This is a genomic window from Rhodoferax potami (genome assembly GCF_032193805.1).
Classification (GTDB): domain Bacteria; phylum Pseudomonadota; class Gammaproteobacteria; order Burkholderiales; family Burkholderiaceae_C; genus Allorhodoferax; species Allorhodoferax potami_A.
This window is the reverse complement of sequence record NZ_JAVBIK010000001.1, coordinates 128,689-146,484: the sequence shown is the minus strand read 5'-3', so window position 1 is coordinate 146,484 and position 17,796 is coordinate 128,689. Positions and strand designations below refer to the sequence as shown.

The 17,796-nt window shown below is 61.2% G+C and carries 21 protein-coding genes and 1 pseudogene; 12 read left to right on the top strand and 10 right to left on the bottom strand.

Going from position 1 to position 17,796, the window contains the following annotated elements:
* Positions 1-4: 4 nt before the first annotated feature.
* The 5 genes from RAE19_RS00685 to RAE19_RS00665 all read right to left on the bottom strand — a co-directional run bounded on the left by RAE19_RS00685 (position 5) and on the right by RAE19_RS00665 (position 3,537).
* A complete protein-coding gene (locus RAE19_RS00685) occupies positions 5-496 on the bottom strand; it encodes a heme-degrading domain-containing protein (RefSeq protein ID WP_313873109.1) in 492 nt (163 codons plus the stop codon).
* A 78-nt stretch (positions 497-574) separates the two neighbouring features.
* The gene (locus tag RAE19_RS00680; protein ID WP_313873108.1) at positions 575-982 is read right to left on the bottom strand and encodes an MAPEG family protein; all 408 of its coding nucleotides are present in this window, start codon (positions 980-982) and stop codon (positions 575-577) included.
* Positions 983-1,045: 63 nt separating this feature from the next.
* Positions 1,046-2,059, bottom strand: a complete 1,014-nt coding sequence (locus tag RAE19_RS00675) for an AraC family transcriptional regulator (RefSeq protein ID WP_313873107.1) — start codon at positions 2,057-2,059, stop codon at positions 1,046-1,048.
* A 26-nt stretch (positions 2,060-2,085) separates the two neighbouring features.
* On the bottom strand, positions 2,086-2,922 hold the full coding sequence (locus RAE19_RS00670) for an oxidoreductase (protein WP_313873106.1): 837 nt from the start codon (positions 2,920-2,922) through the stop codon (positions 2,086-2,088).
* A gap of 141 nt (positions 2,923-3,063) precedes the next feature.
* Positions 3,064-3,537, bottom strand: a complete 474-nt coding sequence (locus tag RAE19_RS00665; protein ID WP_313873105.1) for an EVE domain-containing protein — start codon at positions 3,535-3,537, stop codon at positions 3,064-3,066.
* Between the two features lie 201 nt (positions 3,538-3,738).
* On the opposite strand from RAE19_RS00665, the gene fumC reads away from it, so the two are divergent.
* Entirely contained in the window at positions 3,739-5,127 is a 1,389-nt protein-coding gene (fumC, locus tag RAE19_RS00660) for a class II fumarate hydratase (protein WP_313873104.1), read from the top strand.
* A gap of 13 nt (positions 5,128-5,140) precedes the next feature.
* Here the strand turns inward: fumC and RAE19_RS00655 are convergent, their stop codons facing one another.
* A complete protein-coding gene (locus RAE19_RS00655; protein WP_313873103.1) occupies positions 5,141-5,686 on the bottom strand; it encodes a ferritin-like domain-containing protein in 546 nt (181 codons plus the stop codon).
* A gap of 139 nt (positions 5,687-5,825) precedes the next feature.
* Between RAE19_RS00655 and RAE19_RS00650 the strand changes: the two genes are divergently transcribed.
* From RAE19_RS00650 to RAE19_RS00640, 3 genes are all read left to right on the top strand, one after another.
* Entirely contained in the window at positions 5,826-6,071 is a 246-nt protein-coding gene (locus RAE19_RS00650; RefSeq protein ID WP_313873102.1) for a DUF2789 family protein, read from the top strand.
* A complete protein-coding gene (locus RAE19_RS00645) occupies positions 6,068-7,390 on the top strand; it encodes a PQQ-dependent sugar dehydrogenase (RefSeq protein ID WP_313873101.1) in 1,323 nt (440 codons plus the stop codon). The genes RAE19_RS00650 and RAE19_RS00645 overlap by 4 nt, the downstream gene beginning before the upstream one ends.
* A 104-nt stretch (positions 7,391-7,494) precedes the next feature.
* Positions 7,495-7,830, top strand: a complete 336-nt coding sequence (locus tag RAE19_RS00640) for a bacteriocin (protein WP_313873100.1) — start codon at positions 7,495-7,497, stop codon at positions 7,828-7,830.
* Between the two features lie 32 nt (positions 7,831-7,862).
* On the opposite strand, the gene RAE19_RS00635 is transcribed toward RAE19_RS00640, so the two are convergent.
* The 4 genes and pseudogenes from RAE19_RS00635 to RAE19_RS00620 form a co-directional block, all read right to left on the bottom strand.
* Positions 7,863-8,606, bottom strand: coding sequence for a carbon-nitrogen hydrolase family protein (locus RAE19_RS00635; protein WP_313873099.1), 744 nt, complete (start codon positions 8,604-8,606; stop codon positions 7,863-7,865).
* Positions 8,607-8,619: 13 nt separating this feature from the next.
* Complete coding sequence (locus RAE19_RS00630; protein ID WP_313873098.1) at positions 8,620-9,906, bottom strand: amidohydrolase family protein; 1,287 nt, start codon at positions 9,904-9,906, stop codon at positions 8,620-8,622.
* Between the two features lie 10 nt (positions 9,907-9,916).
* Positions 9,917-10,570: a uracil phosphoribosyltransferase gene (upp, locus tag RAE19_RS00625; RefSeq protein WP_313873097.1), complete on the bottom strand. Its 654-nt coding sequence runs from the start codon at positions 10,568-10,570 to the stop codon at positions 9,917-9,919.
* Between the two features lie 18 nt (positions 10,571-10,588).
* Positions 10,589-12,165: pseudogene (locus RAE19_RS00620) on the bottom strand (helicase HerA-like domain-containing protein).
* A 58-nt stretch (positions 12,166-12,223) separates the two neighbouring features.
* Between RAE19_RS00620 and RAE19_RS00615 the strand changes: the two are divergent.
* The 8 genes from RAE19_RS00615 to tnpB are packed head-to-tail and all read left to right on the top strand — an operon-like array spanning position 12,224 to position 17,755.
* Positions 12,224-12,943 (top strand): YebC/PmpR family DNA-binding transcriptional regulator, encoded by a 720-nt coding sequence (locus RAE19_RS00615; protein WP_313873096.1) that lies wholly within the window; start codon positions 12,224-12,226, stop codon positions 12,941-12,943.
* A gap of 17 nt (positions 12,944-12,960) precedes the next feature.
* Complete coding sequence (gene purD / locus RAE19_RS00610; RefSeq protein ID WP_313873095.1) at positions 12,961-14,253, top strand: phosphoribosylamine--glycine ligase; 1,293 nt, start codon at positions 12,961-12,963, stop codon at positions 14,251-14,253.
* A gap of 41 nt (positions 14,254-14,294) precedes the next feature.
* Positions 14,295-15,218 carry an oxygen-dependent coproporphyrinogen oxidase gene (hemF, locus tag RAE19_RS00605; protein WP_313873094.1) on the top strand — a complete coding sequence of 308 codons (924 nt, stop codon included), beginning with the start codon at positions 14,295-14,297 and terminating at the stop codon, positions 15,216-15,218.
* Positions 15,215-15,829, top strand: a complete 615-nt coding sequence (gene nadD / locus RAE19_RS00600; protein ID WP_313873093.1) for a nicotinate (nicotinamide) nucleotide adenylyltransferase — start codon at positions 15,215-15,217, stop codon at positions 15,827-15,829. The genes hemF and nadD overlap by 4 nt, the downstream gene beginning before the upstream one ends.
* Entirely contained in the window at positions 15,829-16,560 is a 732-nt protein-coding gene (rsfS, locus tag RAE19_RS00595; protein ID WP_313873092.1) for a ribosome silencing factor, read from the top strand. The genes nadD and rsfS overlap by 1 nt, the downstream gene beginning before the upstream one ends.
* Before the next feature lie 8 nt (positions 16,561-16,568).
* Entirely contained in the window at positions 16,569-17,018 is a 450-nt protein-coding gene (gene rlmH, locus RAE19_RS00590; RefSeq protein ID WP_313873091.1) for a 23S rRNA (pseudouridine(1915)-N(3))-methyltransferase RlmH, read from the top strand.
* 51 nt (positions 17,019-17,069) lie between these two features.
* Positions 17,070-17,408 carry a hypothetical protein gene (locus RAE19_RS00585; protein WP_313873005.1) on the top strand — a complete coding sequence of 113 codons (339 nt, stop codon included), beginning with the start codon at positions 17,070-17,072 and terminating at the stop codon, positions 17,406-17,408.
* Positions 17,408-17,755, top strand: coding sequence for an IS66 family insertion sequence element accessory protein TnpB (gene tnpB, locus RAE19_RS00580; protein ID WP_313873004.1), 348 nt, complete (start codon positions 17,408-17,410; stop codon positions 17,753-17,755). Before RAE19_RS00585 ends, tnpB begins: the two co-directional genes overlap by 1 nt.
* The last annotated feature ends 41 nt before the right edge of the window (positions 17,756-17,796 follow it).

Sequence of the window (17,796 nt, the reverse complement as noted above, 5' to 3'; positions counted from 1 at the left end):
CGCGCTAATCCAGCGCCACTTCGTACAAAGGGACTCCGCAAAGCTCGGCCAGTGCTTTGATGGCCATGGCGTGGTCGTCCCGCTGCGGGATGCCTGAAACGGTCACCACCCCGACCACACCCACGCCGCGCACCCGTATGGGCACGCTGCCACCGTGCGTGGCGTAGTCGCGCAGTGGCAGGCCTTGTTTGGCCTCCAGGGTGCTGCCTTCTTTTTCCAGCTTGAGGTTGAGCGCGTAAGAGCTGGTATGCAGCAACTCCACCGAGTTGCGCTTGCGCCGCGCCCAGTCCGCGTTGGTGGGGCCGGTGCCGGGCATGCTGTAGAAGAACACGGTGTCCTTGCCCAGCCGGATTTCTATCGCCAGCGCCACGCCGGCTTCTTCGCTAAGGGCCTTGATGCGGCTGCCCAGCGCCCATGCGGTGCGCTGGTCAAAGGCGTCAAACTGCAGACGCTCTTCCTGGAGGGCGAGGCGGGCGAGGTCAGTGTCTATGGTCATGGTGTTTGCTATCAATTCAGGAGCTCTCCGCGCATATTCCATGCGCGCCAGGTGCTCGTTGGATGATGAATGGGTCCCTCAGGCCGCCAGCAGCTGAATGGCCATCCAGAGGCAAATCACCAGCTGTACGCTCCAGAAACTGGCTCGCACAAACACCTGCAGCGGGCCTGTGCCCCACAGATGCGCCAGGGTCTGGGCGATACGGGCGTAGAGCACGAAGGGTGCGATCGCTTGAATGGTGTTGGACTTGTCCATCAGGCTGGCCGCAAGCACCAGCACCGCAAAAACCGGCAGGTTTTCCATGCAGTTGGCGTGGGCGTCTTCGAGGCGTTTGACCAGGCTGGCGTCGTCTTGCGGTTTGTTGCCCCGCGGCCAGTGGTTGATGGGCGTGCCCCGTAAAAAGCGCAGGCCGCGGTACAAAAACACCAGCGTGATCAAGGCCAGCGTCCAAAGTGCAAAACCCACCAATGCTTGCAATGCAGTCATGAAACATGTCTCCTTTGTTGTGATGTGAAACCATAGCAGACCGCCCCATAGGGGCAACTCGCATTACATGGGGGCAGGCTGGCGTGGCATGTTGCTGCGGTACTGACCGGGTGTGCTGCCGGTCCATCCTTTGAAGGCGCGAATGAATGAGTTGCCATCCTGAAAGCCCAGCAGCCACGATACCTCTCCGGGCGTGATGGCATCCTGGCGCAGGTAGTGTTCGGCCAGCTCCCGGCGGGTGCGGTTGAGTACATCCTGAAAGCTCAGGCCTTCTGCCAGCAACTGCCGTTGCAAGGTCCGCCGGCTGGTGAGCAGTTTGGTGGCCACATCGTCAATGCCGCTACGCCCGCCGGGCAGCAGCTCCAGCAAGGCGCTGTGCACCCGCTCAGAGGCTTTGGCCGTGTGGTCCTGATCGGTGATGCGCTTCATCAAGGCGGGCTCAAAGCTCTCCCACATGGCGTTGTCTTCGGTCAAAAACGGGCGTGCTGCGTCTTGAGGGCTGAAGGTGATGCGGTTACGGTCGGCGGCTTGCAAGTCGCAGCCGAAGAAGGCCTCCAGCGGGGCGCAGTCATCCGGTAATTGCACCAGCTCCACCCGCAGGGGCACCACCTGTTTGCGGGTGGCCAGACGCGCCAGCTGGGTAAAAAACACCATTTCGGTGGCCGCCAAGCTGCGGGGCAGATGCCCCTCATAGCCGTAGCAGCTCAAGTCTGCTGAGGTGCCGTTGGAGGTGACTTGCACTTCCAGAATCATGGGCCCGATAAGGCGCTTGAAGCTGGAGAGCCGCTGCAGTGCCACATTCATGTTGGGGGCACACAGGCTGGCGAAGATGGGCGGATCAAACGCCTCGACCGAAATGGCCCGGCCGAAGCGCAGGGGCAGGTCGTCGCCACCGGCCACTTGCTCCATGCCGTTCCAGAGCTTGAAGAAGTCTGCCGGGCTCAGGCTGGCATCCGGGCGCGAAAACATGTCGCCCGGCAGGCCTGCCCACGCGAGCACCTCACCCACGGGGAGCGCCATGTCGGCCAGAAGCAGCTTCCAGCCGCGTTGGATGGCAAATTTGCTGGCGTGTTTCACCGGGTGCTCCTGTCAGGTGGCGATGATTACTTCATCTGGCTCATGACCGCCATGTCAAAGAAACGGTCACCAAACCATTTGCGGATGAACATCAGGGGTTTGGCCATTTTGCCCGCCACATAACGGGTTTTGGGCCTGGGGGCGGCTATCGCTTCGGCGATCACGTCCGCAATCACGGAAGCAGGGGACGCAGCATTGGGCTTGCTGTAAGCGTCTCCGGTGGCCTTGGCCACGATGTGTGCCAGCTTGGCGTAAGGGCCTTTGCCGGAGCGTTCCAGCAGCGGGCCGGTCATCACGTCGCCGAACTCGGTGGCAATGATGCCGGGCTCCACAATCACCACTTGAATGCCGAAGGGTGCCAGCTCCAGGCGCAGGCAATCGCTCCAGCCCTCCAGGGCGTGCTTGGTGGCGTGGTACCAGCTACCCAGCGGGGTATACATCTTGCCGCCCATGGACGAGATGTTGATGATGCGCCCGCGCTGCTGGTTGCGCATATGGGGCAGCACCAGCTGTGTCATGCGTGCGAGGCCGAAGAAGTTCACATCGAACTGGTAGCGCGCATCGGCCATGCTGGTGTCTTCCATGGCACCGTAGATGCCGAAGCCGGCGTTGTTCACCAGCACGTCCACTCCGCCGTGGGCTGCGGTGATTTGCGCGATACCGGCTTGCATCTGGGCTTCATCAGTAACGTCCATTTTGAGGGGATGTGCACCCAGAGCCTGCAGGTCTTGCATCAACTCGATGCGGCGCGCAGCGGTGTAGACCACATGCCCTTGGCGAAGCAGCAACTTGGCGGCTTCTTTGCCCATGCCGGAAGAAGCACCGGTGATGAGGACGACTTGGGGGCGTGAAGATGTAGACATGGCGTTTTCCTGTGAATGCAGAGAGGTTTGTTGACGGAATAGCTGAATCGTAGGTGGCAAGACGTGCCACGTCACTCGCAATTCGCGCCAAGGTACATGCAAATCGCGCCTGCACTGTGGCGCGAAGGATCACCCGCGGGGCTATCGCGTTTCAAAGTCCAGAGTCTGGGTAATGTGCTGCCAATGCGCTGGCGCTACTGGCGTGATAGACAGCCGGTTGCCTTTTTTGAGAATAAGGAGATCGGCGAGTGATGCGTCAGCGCGCAGCGCCGGCAATGTGAGGTTGCGCGTCTTGTGCACGACCTGCACATCGACCAGGAGCCATCGTGGTGCTTCAGGCTTGCTCGCCGCATCAAAGTAGGGCGACGCGGGGTCGAATTGCGTCGGATCTACCTTGGTGCCCGATGCCACCCGCGCGATCCCCACAATGCCCGGCTGCGCACAGCTGGAGTGGTAGAAAAGCACGCCATCGCCCACTTGCATCTGGTCGCGCATGAAGTTGCGAGCCTGGTAATTGCGCACACCGGTCCACCCTACGGTGGCATCGGGCATGGCCAGCACATCGTCAATCGAAGCCTCGGCGGGCTCGGCTTTCATGAGCCAGTAGTGGGGCATGGGCTGGGGGGCGACAGTAGAAGAATGGCCTAGAGTATCGCGCGGATACAGGTCGGCATGCTTCTTCGGTACGGGCTCGGCACTGCGCACCGCTTGCCAGCGAACAGACCGCCCCTTGGTATGCACCTATCTTGAACGGGCTAATCGGGGAGCCTGCATTCGTTGACGGTTCCCCCCAAACTAAATGGTCAGGGGCTCGAGATGGACTTGCCGATATTCAGGAAAGAGCGCGATTCGATGGGCGTCGTCGACGTGCCCGCTGGCGCACTCTGGGGCGCTACGACACAGCGCTCGTTGACCTTTTTTGCGATCTCGACCGAGCGCATGCCAAGGGAATTGCTTGTCGCGTTGGCACATATCAAAAAGGTGTGTGCGCATGTCAACAGTGAGCTGGGGCTGTTGAATCCCGCCATGGCAGCGGCTATCGCGCAAGCCGCTGACGAAGTTCTGGCAGGCGCGCACTGGGAAGACTTTCCGCTGTCGATCTGGCAGACCGGTTCGGGCACCCAAACCAATATGAACATGAACGAGGTGCTGGCCAACCGGGCGTCAGAAATTCTTGGCGGGCCGCGGGGCCTGGACCGGACGGTGCATCCGAACGACCATGTGAACCTTGGTCATTCGACGAATGACATTTTTCCGACCGCCATGCACTTGGCGGCGGTGCAGGGGGTGTCGCAGAAGCTGCTGCCCTCGTTGAATCAATTGCGCAGCACATTGCATCAACAGGCTCAACAATATGCGGGGCTGATCAAACTGGGGCGTACCCATTTGCAGGATGCAACGCCCATCACCTTCGGGCAAGAAATATCGGGCTGGGCCGCGCAGCTCGACCATGCGAAAGCGTGTCTTGAGCAATCGCTTGTGCCGCTGATGGAGCTTGCGGTAGGGGGCACTGCAGTGGGGACCGGCCTGAACACCCACCCCGAATTCGGTTTGCGCGTGGCGGCCCGTTTGTCCGCGGAGTGCGACTTTCCCCTGCGGTGTGCCCAGAACCGGTTCGCGGCCATTGCGGCGCACGATGGATTGGTCAGTGCGCACGGCGCCCTTAAAACGCTTGCGGTGGCACTCATGAAAATTGCAAACGATATCCGCTGGCTGGCCAGTGGCCCACGCGCCGGCTTGGGCGAGATTCACCTCCCGGAAAACGAGCCGGGGAGCTCCATCATGCCCGGCAAGGTGAACCCGACGCAGTGCGAAGCGTTGACGATGGTCTGTTGCCAAGTGATCGGGAATGACGTGGCCTTGGGGCTGGGTGGGGCTATGGGAAATTTTGAGCTCAATGCTTTCAAGCCCCTGATTGCCCACAACTTCATGCAAAGCGTTCGGTTGTTAGGCGATGCGATGCACAGCTTTGACACCCATTGCATGCAGGGGATGGTGGCCGATGCGGACCGGATGACAAGCCTGCTGGAGCGCTCGCTGATGCTGGTAACCGCGCTCACCCCTCATATCGGCTATGACCGTGCGGCAGCGATCGCGAAAGCGGCCCAAGCCCACGGGACCAGCCTGCGCGAGGAAGCTCTGGCTTCCAACGCGCTGACTGCGGCTGAGTTTGATGCCTGGATTCAGTACCCCAAGATGGTCTAGCCCGAGCCTGCGTTCAGGCCGAGTGAGGAAAGTCCTCCAAATAGTCGGCCAGTTCGTTGGCGTGCTGCTCTTCGACGGCCAGAATGGTTTTGATCAAGTCACTGGTCGTCGGGTCATCCGTACCAAGGTAGCGCACCAACTCGCGGTAGCTGTGGATGGCCACCCGTTCTGCCACCAGGTCTTCGCGGATCATGTCGCGCAAGGAGCTCCCCGCGATGTACTGGGCATGGCTGCGGCGGGTCAGGGTGTCCGGGTCGAAGTCGGGCTCGCCCCCTAGCTGCACAATGCGCGCAGCCAGCAGATCCGCATGGCCTTGCTCTTCATTGGAGTGCACCAAAAACTCGGCAGCCACGCCGCGTGCATGGATGCCACGGGCCATGAAATGGTGGCGGCGGTACCGGAGCACGCACACCAGCTCGGTGGCTAGCGCCTGGTTTAAACGCTCAATCACCGCCTTCCGGTCCGCGCTGTAGTCGGTGGTTACCGCACCTAACTCCAGGTGTTGCAGGGCATCGTGGCGAAGGGCGTCAATGTCGGTGGGGGCGTGCTTGGAGTGCATGGTGGCTTTCCGTTGTGAAGGGCTGAACCTTGCGCGCTCTGTGCCTGATCGTCTGTGCGACGGCTCACACTCCCCCCGGGCCAGTGCTATGTGCGCCACAGCACAGTCAGCGCATCCACCTGGTTTCACCATGGGCTGCATGCACCACTTCCACCAACTTTTTGCCCAGCTCGGCCTGCCCAACCATCCGGAGGACATTCAGCGCTTCATCACGCTGCACTCTGCTATGGCAGAGGGCATGCGCTTGCCGGACGCACCGTATTGGACGGCGTCGCAAGCCGCGTTTTTGCGGGAGTCATTGACGCAAGACTCTGACTGGAGTGACATGGTGGACCAGCTCAGCCTTGCCCTGCGGCTTGCCCCGGTGGCAGAAGGTGCCCCATGACCGGCCCGCAGCGGCAACCCCGCCCCTTGTTTTGGTTGACAGGGGCCCTTCTTTTATCGGCCTGCGGGGAGACTGCCACGCTGGCAGTGTCTGACGGCTCCGGCACCGCCCCAGTGTTGCCGCAACCGGTGCACACCGTGTTGCCGACGGTGAATATTGCGCCCGCGGTGGGTTGGGCGTCCGGCGCCACGCCGGTAGCGGCCCCGGGTACCCAGGTGGCCGCCTTCGCGGCTGAACTGGACCACCCGCGCTGGCTGTATGTGTTGCCCAATGGTGATGTGCTGGTGGCTGAAACCAATGCACCGCCCAAGCCGGACGACGGCAAGGGCATCAAGGGCTGGCTCATGGGCTTGGTCATGCAACGGGCGGGCGCTGCAACCCCCAGCGCTGACCGCATAACCTTGCTCCGCGATACCAATGGGGATGGCGTGGCGGATTTCCGCTCGGTGCTGCTCTCCGGGTTGCATTCACCCTTGGGGATGACGCTGATCGACAAGCAACTCTTTGTGGCCAACTCCGACGCCATTTGGCGCTTTCCGTACGAGACGGGTGACACGACCATTCGCGCAGAGGGCACCCGCTTGGTGGAGTTGCCCGCGGGGCCCATCAACCACCACTGGACCAAGAATTTGATTGCCAGCAAGGACGGGCGCACTCTGTATGTTGCGGTGGGGTCCAACAGCAATGTGGCAGAGCGCGGCATGGAGGTCGAGGCCGGACGCGCGGCCATTTGGCAAGTGGACACGCAAACCGGTGCCAACCGGGTGTTTGCCTCGGGCCTGCGCAATCCCGTGGGCATGGCATGGGAGCCCGCCAGTGGTGTGCTGTGGGCCGTGGTGAACGAGCGTGACGAACTGGGGAGTGACCTGGTTCCGGACTACCTCACCTCGGTCGTAGCAGATGGCTTTTACGGGTGGCCTTACAGCTACTACGGCTTGCATGTCGATGTGCGAATGTCGCCATCGCGCCCGGATCTGGTGGCCAAGGCGCGGGTGCCTGACTACGCGCTGGGTCCGCACACCGCATCGCTCGGTTTGGTGAATGCGCAGGGGAGCCATCTGTCGGGCTTTCAAAATGGCATGTTCATTGGTCAGCACGGCTCGTGGAATCGGCAGCCCCACAGTGGCTACAAGGTGGTTTTTGTACCGTTTGCAGGGGGCAAGCCGATGGATGTTCAGCCCCTCGAGGTGTTGGGTGGTTTCTTGAGCCCCGAGGGCCGCGCCTGGGGCCGGCCGGTGGGTTTGGCCATTGATCTACAGGGTGCTTTGCTGGTGGCCGACGACGTGGGTAACGCTGTATGGCGGGTTAGCGCGCTGTAGGGATGCGGGTCACGAGGGCGAAATGCCGGGTCTGCTGCCCAACGCACAGTCAGCGGTGTGCAAAGACCTTACCGTCCAACAAACCCGTTAAGGAGAACTACATCATGAGCCTGCCACAACCCCGTTCCCCAGAAGAAAAGCAGCCTGTTGATACCGATTTGCAGGTGCAAGCCGTGCCGGGGCACGGGATTCCCTCTCAAGATCCGGATCCCGCAGCGCAATTGCCCCTGCCGCTGGAAGACAGCGAGAGAGAGGCGCAATCCGTGCTGGTGGGTGGTGGCCTTATTGCTGGGGCGGCGGTGGGTGCCGCCATCGGAGTCATGATCTCCGGGCCGGTTGGGGTGGTCGTGGGAGCAGGTATAGGTGCTGTGACGGGTGCAGCGGGTGCCGTGAACACCGCCGCATCCGATCAACAAACCCTACAAGACCCTGGCAGGTAGGTCCTACAGATAGTTGGCAGATGGCGATCGGTTCAAGCGGTCTGCGCCACCACTAGGTAATCCCCCGTCCCGAGGGCTGCCACCAGCAAGGAGCCATCGGAGTCCCAAATGCCGCTTCTGCCTGCGGATACATAGCCGCCGGAGGGCCCGCCGTGGTTGGCGATCAGGACCGTCATTGCATGTTCACGGCCATACCCGGCCCACAGAGGGGCCTCTGCGGCATAGCCCGTGGCCGAGGTCAGAATGCCCGCCGCATAGACCCTGGCCCCTGCCTGTGCAGCCTGTGCCGCGTGGCTCGGGTGGTTGGTATCTGCACAAATGGCGCTGGCGATCTGGTGGCCGTTCAAGGTTTGTAAGTGCACCGGCAAAGAGCCGGCAGTGGCGAACTGGGTTTCGCTGCCGTGCAAGTGGTGCTTGGCATAGACGGCATGGCGACCATCCGGCCCCAGCGTGATGGCACCAATAAAGGGCAGGGCGCTGCCACTGTCCACTGGCGTACCCACAGTGATGGCCATGCCGGTGCGCCGGGCTGCTTCGCGCAAGGGGGCTAAGAGCGTGTGTTCGGGCTGGAGCACTAAGCCGGGCATGGCGGCCAGCTCGTAACCAGTGAGCGACAGTTCCGGGAAGACCAGCCACTGCACGCCATGCTGCGCCGCGGCTTCCACAAAGCGCAGGTGGTTTTGCACATTGGCCACCACGTCCAGCGGGACTGAGGTGCTTTGCGCAGCGGCTATCGTGACTGCTATGCTTTTACTAGCGGCTCGCGCAATATCCATGAGCGCTAGCGACCTATTTGGTATGTAAGAAAGACGTGTTCGCCGGCCGGCCGGGCAGAGTCAACGCCGCTGTGCGTGGCGGAGTTTGTGCCACCAACGCGCCCCGGCGCCAGACCTTGAGGCGGGTGGCTTTGAGGCGGATGGCCTCGATAGGGTTTTGCGCCTGCAGCAACACCAGGTCGGCGTGACAGCCTTTTTCCAGGCCATAGCCTTCCAGGTGCAGGATGCGGGCAGGGTTTTTCGTGACGGCATCAAAGCACTGCTGCATGGCCGGCTGGCTGGTCATTTGCGCCACGTGCAGGCCCATGCCGGCCACTTCCAACATGTCGCCGCTTCCCATGCTGTACCAAGGGTCCATGCAGCAGTCCTGACCGAAGGCGACGGTCATGCCGGCTGCCATGATTTCAGGCACGCGGGTCATGCCGCGGCGCTTGGGGTAGGTGTCGTGCCGGCCCTGCAGGGTGATGTTGATGAGCGGGTTGCTCACTACGCTCAATTGCGCCTCCGCCATCAGCGGCAGCAGTTTGCTCACGTAGTAGTTGTCCATGCTGTGCATGGAGGTGAGGTGCGAGCCGGTCACGCGGCCGTGCAGGCCCAGGCGATTGGCCTCAAAAGCCAAGGTTTCGACGTGGCGCGAGAGCGGGTCGTCCGACTCGTCGCAGTGCATGTCGACCAGCTTGCCTTGCTCAGCAGCCAGCTCGCAGAGCAGTTTGACGCTGGCTGCCCCATCGGCCATGGTGCGCTCGAAGTGGGGAATGCCACCCACCACGTCCACGCCCAGGCTCAGTGCTTTTTTGATGTTGTCCACGCCGCCTTTGCTTCGCAACACGCCGTCTTGCGGGAAGGCCACCAGCTGCAGGTCGATATAGGGCGCAACCTTCTTTTTGACGGCCAACAGGGCTTCCACTGCCAGCATGCTCGGGTCGCTGGTGTCCACATGGCTGCGGATGGCCAACAGACCGTTGGCCACCGCCCAATCGCAGTAGGCCAGCGCGCGGTCCACCAGTGCGTCAAAGGTCAGATGCGGTTTGAGCTCGCCCCACAGGGCAATGCCTTCCAGCAAGGTGCCGCTCTGGTTCAAGCGCGGCAAACCCAGGCTGAGCGTGGCGTCCATGTGAAAGTGCGCATCTACAAAAGGGGTGCTGAGAAGCATACCGCCTGCGTCCACCACCTCAGCCGCCGGAGCGGCCTCAGGTGTGAGCCCTTGGGTGACCTCGGTGATGCGACCACCTTGCACCGCCACTGACATGTGGTGGCGCCCGTCGGGCAGGGTGGCGTTGTGGATGAGCAGATCGAGCATGGTGAATGACTTATTGGGTGCCGAAGATGCGATCGCCCGCATCACCCAAGCCCGGCATGATGTAACCATGGTCGTTCAGGCCGCGGTCTATGGCCGCCGTAAAAACGCGCACATCGGGGTGCTCACGGTACAAGGTGTTGATGCCCTCGGGGCAGGTCAACAGGCACAAGAATTTGATGGACTTGGGGTTGCAGGCTTTCAGGCGGGTCACCGCAGCGGCGGCTGAGTTGCCGGTGGCGAGCATGGGGTCTACCACCACCACATCGCGCTCTTCCATGTTGCTGGGCATCTTGAAGTAGTACTCCACCGCCTGCAGGGTTTTGGGGTCGCGGTACAGACCCACATGGCCCACGCGGGCACCGGGCACTACGCCAAGCACACCGTCCAGAATGCCGTTGCCGGCGCGCAGCACGCTGGCAAACACCAGTTTTTTGCCGTCGATGACCTTGCCAGTCGTCTTCTCCAGCGGGGTTTCAATTTCCAGGTCTTGCAGCGGCATGTCGCGGCAGACTTCGTAAATCATCAGGCCAGCCAGCTCGTTGAGCAGGCGGCGAAAGCTGCTGGTGCTGGCTTCCTTTTTGCGCATCAGGGTGAGCTTGTGCTGGACCAGAGGGTGGTCAATGAGGGTGACGTTGGCACGTGCTGCGGGATCGATGGTGACCATGTTTTTAGTTCCTTGTGCTTATCGCTTGCTGCCGCCCAGGATGCTACCCAGCACCCCGCGGATGATTTGGCGGCCCACTTCGCGGCCGATAGAGCTCGCAGCACTCTTGATGAGTTGCTCGCCCACGCTGGCGCGTGAACGGCGGGCGCCGCCGCCCAACATGTCGCCCAAGCTGTCCAGGAGGCCGCCGCCGGACGCGGCCTGCGGCTCGGCAGCAGGCGCTGCGCGACCTGCGCGGGCACGCGGAGCGGCAGGGGTGGCCTCGCCTTCAGCATCAGTAGCGGCTGGCGCACGGTTTTGTGTGCGGCCTTTGAGTGCTTCGAACGCAGACTCGCGGTCCACCGCTTGTTCATACACGCCGGCCACGATGGATTCAAGGATCAGCGTCTTGCGTTGCTCGGGGGTGATGGGGCCGATCTGGCTGGCCGGGGGAATGACGAACACGCGTTCTGTGAGAGCCGGGCGGCCTTTTTCGTCCATCAGGCTTACCAGGGCTTCGCCCACGCCTAGCTCAGTGATAGCGCTGGCTACGTCCAGACCGGGGTTGGCCCGCATGGTGTCGGCAGCACTCTTGACCGCTTTCTGGTCGCGCGGAGTGAATGCGCGCAAGGCGTGCTGCACCCGGTTACCCAACTGGGCGAGCACGCTGTCGGGAATGTCCAGCGGGTTTTGGGTCACAAAGTACACGCCCACGCCCTTGGAGCGGACCAGGCGCACCACCAACTCAATGCGCTCGATCAGCACCTTGGGTGCGTCGGCAAACAGCAGGTGGGCCTCGTCGAAGAAGAACACCAGCTTGGGCTTGTCGAGATCGCCCACCTCAGGCAGGGCCTCGAAAAGTTCGCTCAGCATCCACAGCAGAAAGGTGGCGTACAGACGAGGTGACTGCATGAGCTTGTCTGCCGCGAGGATGTTGACCACGCCTTTGCCCGAGCCGTCGGTCTGCATGAAATCTTCGATGTTGAGCATGGGCTCGCCGAAGAATTGGTCGCCACCTTGCTCTTCGATTTGCATCAGGCCACGCTGGATGGCGCCAATGCTGGCGGCGCTGATGTTGCCGTATTCGGTGGTGTAGCTGGCTGCGTTGTCGCCCACGTCCTGGCACATGGCGCGCAGGTCCTTCATATCTAGCAGCAGCAGGCCATCGTCGTCCGCGATCTTGAACACCAGTTGCAGCACGCCGGCCTGGGTTTCATTCAAATTGAGCATGCGGGCCAGCAGCAGGGGGCCCAAGTCGCTCACGGTGGCGCGCACCGGATGACCTTGTTTGCCGAACACGTCCCAGAGGGTGGTGGGAAAAGCAGAGAACGCGGGTTCGTCGAACCCCCGTTCTTTGATGATTTTTCCGAGCTTTTCGGTCAATACACCTTTTGGGAGATACCGGTCAGGTCGCCTTTGACGTCCGCCATGAACACCGGCACGCCCAGGGCAGAGAAGCCTTCCGCCAGACTTTGCAGCGTGATGGTCTTGCCGGTGCCGGTGGCGCCGGTGATGAGGCCGTGGCGGTTGGCCTTGTCGGGGCGCAAGAAACATTGGACTGCGGACTTGCCCGCGTGTTGGGCAATCAGGATGCCTTCGTCTTGGATGGAAGCCATAGGTGTCTCAAAAAGTACAATCGAACGAGTAGCGTAACGAATTTTTGAAGGGTTTCGTGTGGCAGGACATAGCAAATGGGCCAATATTCAGCACCGCAAGGGGCGTCAGGACGAGAAGCGAGGCAAGATTTGGACCCGCATCGTCCGTGAAATCACGGTAGCGGCCCGTCAAGGCGGGGGCGACCCGGCCATGAACCCGCGTTTGCGCCTGGCCATTGAGAAAGCCAAAGCCGCCAACATGCCGGCGGACCGGGTGAAATACAACGTCGACAAGGCCACCGGTTCGCTCGACGGCATCACTTACGAAGAAATCCGCTACGAGGGCTATGGCATTGGTGGTGCGGCCATCATCATTGACACCATGACGGACAACAAGGTGCGCACCGTGGCCGAAGTGCGCCACGCGTTCAGCAAACATGGCGGCAACATGGGCACCGAAGGCTCGGTGGCCTTCCAGTTCAAACACGTGGGCCAGATGATTTTTGCGCCCGGTACCAGCGAAGACAAGGTCATGGAAGTGGCCCTGGAGGCCGGCGCGGAAGACGTGATCACCGACGACGAAGGCGCCATTGAGGTGCTGACTGCGCCTGCTGACTTTGAAGCGGTAAAGACCGCGCTGGAGGCTGCCGGCCTGACCGCTGAAATCGCCACGGTGACCATGCGCGCTGAAAACACGATTGAACTCTCCGGCGAAGACGCCGAGCGCATGCAGAAACTGCTGGATGTACTGGAAGACCTGGACGACGCACAAGACATCTTCCACAACGCTGCCCTTTAATTTTTAAGAAGTCACTTATGAACGTACTCGTAATCGGCGGCGGTGGCCGTGAACATGCTTTGGCCTGGAAGTTGGCCCAGTCCCCCAAGGTGCAGATGGTTTATGTCGCACCCGGCAACGGTGGCACTGCAACCGACAGCCGCTTGAAGAACATTCCCATCACCGATGTGGTGCAGTTGCGCCAGTGGGCACAGGACAACAAAATTTTATTGACCCTGGTCGGGCCAGAAGTCCCGCTGGCGGCCGGCGTGGTGGACGAGTTCCGAGCCCACGGCATGCGCATTTTCGGGCCGACCAAAGCCGCCGCTCAGCTCGAAAGCTCCAAGGCCTTCAGCAAGGCGTTTATGCGCCGCCACGGCATTCCCACCGCTGAGTACGCTACTTTTTCTGATCCCGTAGCTGCTCATGCGTATGTAGACAAGATGGGCGCGCCCACGGTGGTGAAGGCCGACGGCTTGGCTGCCGGCAAGGGCGTGGTGGTCGCCATGACCGTGGCCGAAGCCCATGAGGCCATTGACTTCATGCTGGTGGACAACGCCCTGGGCGTGGCCCATAACGATGGCGGCGCCCGGGTGGTGATTGAAGAGTTTCTGGAAGGCGAAGAAGCCAGCTTCATCGTTATGGTGGATGGCAAGAATGTGCTGCCCTTGGCCACCAGCCAAGACCACAAACGCTTGCAGGATGGCGACCAGGGGCCCAACACGGGCGGTATGGGCGCTTATTCGCCAGCACCGGTGGTCACACCGGATGTGCATGCCAAGGCGATGCGCGAAATTATTCTGCCCACGGTCAAAGGTATGGAGGCCGACGGGATTCCCTTCAGCGGCTTTTTGTACGCCGGCCTGATGATCGACAAAAACGGCCAGCCCAAGACGCTGGAGTTCAACTGCCGCATGGGTGACCCTGAGACACAGCCGATCATGATGCGTCTCAAGACCGATCTGGTGGATGTGCTGATGGCCGCCACCGAGCCCGGCCCACACGGCAAGCTCGATGAAGTCGAACTGCAATGGGATCGCCGTACCGCGTTGGGCGTGGTGCTGGCAGCGCACGGATACCCGATGAATCCGCGCAAAGGCGATGTGATCACCGGCATTCCCAAGGAGGCCGAAGATGCAGCCGTGTTTCACGCGGGTACCCAGTTGCAAGACGGTGTGTTGAGCACCTCCGGCGGCCGGGTGCTGTGTGTGACGGCGCTAGCAGACAGCGTCAAACAAGCCCAACAGCGGGCTTATCAGGTGATTGACGAGATTGCCTTTGACGGCATGCAGTACCGCACCGATATCGGTTACCGCGCAGTCAAAGGGTAATGAGCCCCATACCCCAAGTTAGGTTTTAAGGAAGCTCGAAGATGAGTGATTCACCAGCGGGCTCCATGCAGGTGCGCGCCTATTTGATGGGTCTGCAAACCCGCATCGTGGAAGCCATGGAGGCGGCGGATGGCGGCCATTTCATCTCTGACTCGTGGGAGAAGGCCGCTGGCGAACCCCTGCAGGGGCAAGGCATCACACGGATCATTGAGGGCGGGGCACTGTTAGAGCGCGGTGGTTGCGGGTTTTCTCATGTGCGAGGGCCGAAGCTCCCGCCCAGCGCCACCCAGCATCGGCCAGAGTTGGCTGGCGCCCCTTTTGAGGCCATGGGCGTGTCTTTGGTCTTTCACCCGCGCAACCCCTATGTGCCCACCGTGCACATGAATGTGCGCATGATTGCAGCCAAAAATCCCCAAGGCGAAGAGGTGTGCTGGTTTGGCGGCGGTATGGATCTCACGCCCTATTACGGTTTTGAGGACGATGCGGTGCATTTCCACCGCACCTGTAAAGAGTCATTGGCGGATTTTGGAGACGACAAATACCCGCGCTTCAAAAAGTGGTGTGATGACTATTTCTTCCTGAAGCACCGCAACGAGCCACGCGGAATTGGTGGGGTGTTTTTTGATGACTTCTCCGAACTGGGCCCGGTTCGCAGTTTCGAGCTCTTGCGGTCGGTGGGTGACGCTTTCCTGAAGGCGTATTTGCCCATCGTGGAGCGTCGCAGGCACATGGCGTACACCCAGCGGCAGCGTGATTTCCAGCTGTATCGCAGGGGCCGCTATGTCGAGTTCAACTTGGTCTGGGACCGCGGCACCCATTTCGGCTTGCAATCGGGGGGACGCACCGAGTCGATCCTGCTGTCGATGCCTCCACACGCAACATGGGCTTATCAGCAAGTGCCGGAAGCCGGGTCGCCCGAAGAGGCATTGACCCGCCATTTCCTTACCGCACGGGAGTGGGTTTGACGGGTGAAGGCGCTCCGCTGCGAATCGGTGTTTTCGGTGGGGCTTTTGATCCGCCACACCTGGGGCATACGGCCCTTGCACAAATTGCCATCAGCCAGCTGGGCCTGCAGCGCCTTGTGGTAATTCCAACAGGGCATGCCTGGCACAAGGCGCGGCCGCTGACCGACGCCAAACACCGGCTGCGCATGGCGGAATTGGCGTTCAGCCCAGTGCCCGGCACGTACGTAGACCCACGCGAAACCTTGCGGGACGGGCCGAGTTATACGGTGGACACCCTGCGCGAGCTCCAAGCAGAAAACCCGGGTGCGCAGCTGTACCTGCTGATCGGGGAGGACCAGGCCCAGCGGCTCAAAACTTGGCACCATTGGGAGCGACTGCCGGCACTTGCTATAATTTGTGTAGCTGCTCGAGCAGATTCATCGGGCGCCTATGGCCGTTTTGATGACCTCGCCAACGACATCCCCGGCCTGACTGTGCTGCAAATGCCTCCCATGGCAGTCAGCGCCACCGACATCCGACAACGCGTCGCCTCGGGCAAAAGCATTGCCCCACTGGTTTTTGAGCCGGTTGCGCGTTATATTGACCAACACCTTCTTTATCGATCCGACTGATGACTACTTCCACCGTTGCCAAAAACACCCAAAAACTCCAACGTGCCGTCGTCGATGGTCTGGAAGATGTGAAGGCCCAAGATATTGTGGTGTTCGACACCGAGCACCTGTCTGCCTTGTTTGAGCGCGTGATCATCGCCTCGGGCACCAGCAACCGCCAGACCAAAGCCTTGGCAGCCAGCGTGCGCGATGCGGTGCGCGAAGCCGGCTTTGCCAAGCCCCGTATTGAAGGCGAAGGCAACGGTGAATGGATCATTGTGGATTGCAACCAGGTCGTGGTGCACATCATGCAGCCCAACTTCCGCCAGTACTACCACCTCGAAGAGCTGTGGGGCGAGAAGCCCGTGCGCCTGAAGCTGGGTGCGGCAAAGCCGGTGGTCGCCAAGGCGAGCGAAGAGGCCAAGCCCGCCGCCAAGAAAGCCGCTGCAAAGGCCGTGGAGCCAAGCATGCGCCGTTCCAGTGCAGCCAAGAAGGGTGTGGAAGAAGCCTTCCCATCCAAAGCTGCTCTGAAGAAGGCTGCAGACAAAGCCGCTGGCGTAAAGGCACCTGCCAAGAAAGCCGCTTCCAAGACCACCGCTGCAAAGCCTGCCGCAAAACCCACAGTCAAGGCTGCGGTGAAGACGGTCGTGGTCAAACCCGAAGTGAAGAAGACGGTCGCAAAAAAAGCAGCAGCCAAGCCCGCTGCCGCCAAGAAGGCGCCTGCGAAGAAAGCCGCTCCCCGTAAAGCCTGAGGTCCCGCGTGAGGCTGGTCATCGTCGCTGTCGGTCAGCGGGTACCGGACTGGGCGCAAACCGCGTGGGATGACTACGCCAAGCGCTTTCCGCATGAACTCAAGGTAGAGCTCAAAGCCATCAAAACGGAGCCCCGCGGCTCTAAAACGGTGGAGCAGCTTTACGCCGCTGAGCGCAAACGCATCGAAGAAGCGATTCCCAAGGGTGCCCGCATTGTGGCGCTGGATGAGCGGGGCACCAGCCTGCGCACCACCGCACTGGCCGAACGCCTGAAAGAATGGCAGCTGGGCGGCACCGATGTGGCGCTCATCATCGGTGGTCCCGACGGTCTGGACCCCGAGTTTCGTCAGGCTGCGCATGAACGCATCCGCCTCTCCGACCTGACTTTGCCCCACGCCATGGTGCGGGTGCTGCTGATTGAGCGTAACCGGTCACTGTCCGGCGTTCTTGCGAACTGATTGCAGGTACCAAAGAATGCGCCCTGATCAACAAACAGGACGGGGTCGGATATGGAAGAGACGCAGAGCGTGCTCAGGCGTGCAGTGTTGAGTGAACAGACTTGGGCTGAGGTACTGGATCGTTTTGACCGCGCTGGATTGACGATAGATGAATTTTGCAGCCGCGAAGGCATCAGTCGCAGCAGCCTTGCTCGCCGACGCACGCTTAGGAATAAACAGAGGGGAATCGCGTCCCCGCTGCGAACGAACAAGGTAGCCCCCACCACCGTGCCGAAGGCGGCGTTCGTTGATCTGGGCGACCTTGCTGGAGTGCACGGCAGCGGCAATGGAGCCATGGAGTTACGCATCGAACTCGGCTCGGGCATGAGTTTGCATCTGGTACGCCGGTAATGTTCTTTCCCGAGGGCCGCATTCGCGTGTTCCTGTATGGCCAAGCTGCCGATATGCGCCAGTCCTACGACGGCTTGTACGCTCTGGCACGCCAGGGGTTTGAAGTGGATGTGCTGGCCGGACACATGTTTGTTTTCATCAACCGGCGGCAAACACAGATGAAGGTGCTGTACTTTGACCGCAGCGGCTGGTGCCTGTGGTGCAAGCGTTTGGAGAGCGGCAAGTTCTCCCGTAAAGGCGTTCAAGGCGGCAGTGGCGAGATCGACTGCACGGCGCTCAAACTGATGCTCGAAGGCATCGAAGTGCGCCGACGCCACAAACGCTACCAACACCCTGCGCGGAGGTGACGATGTGCCCATTTTCAATCCGGAGAAGCACTCTTTTGCTT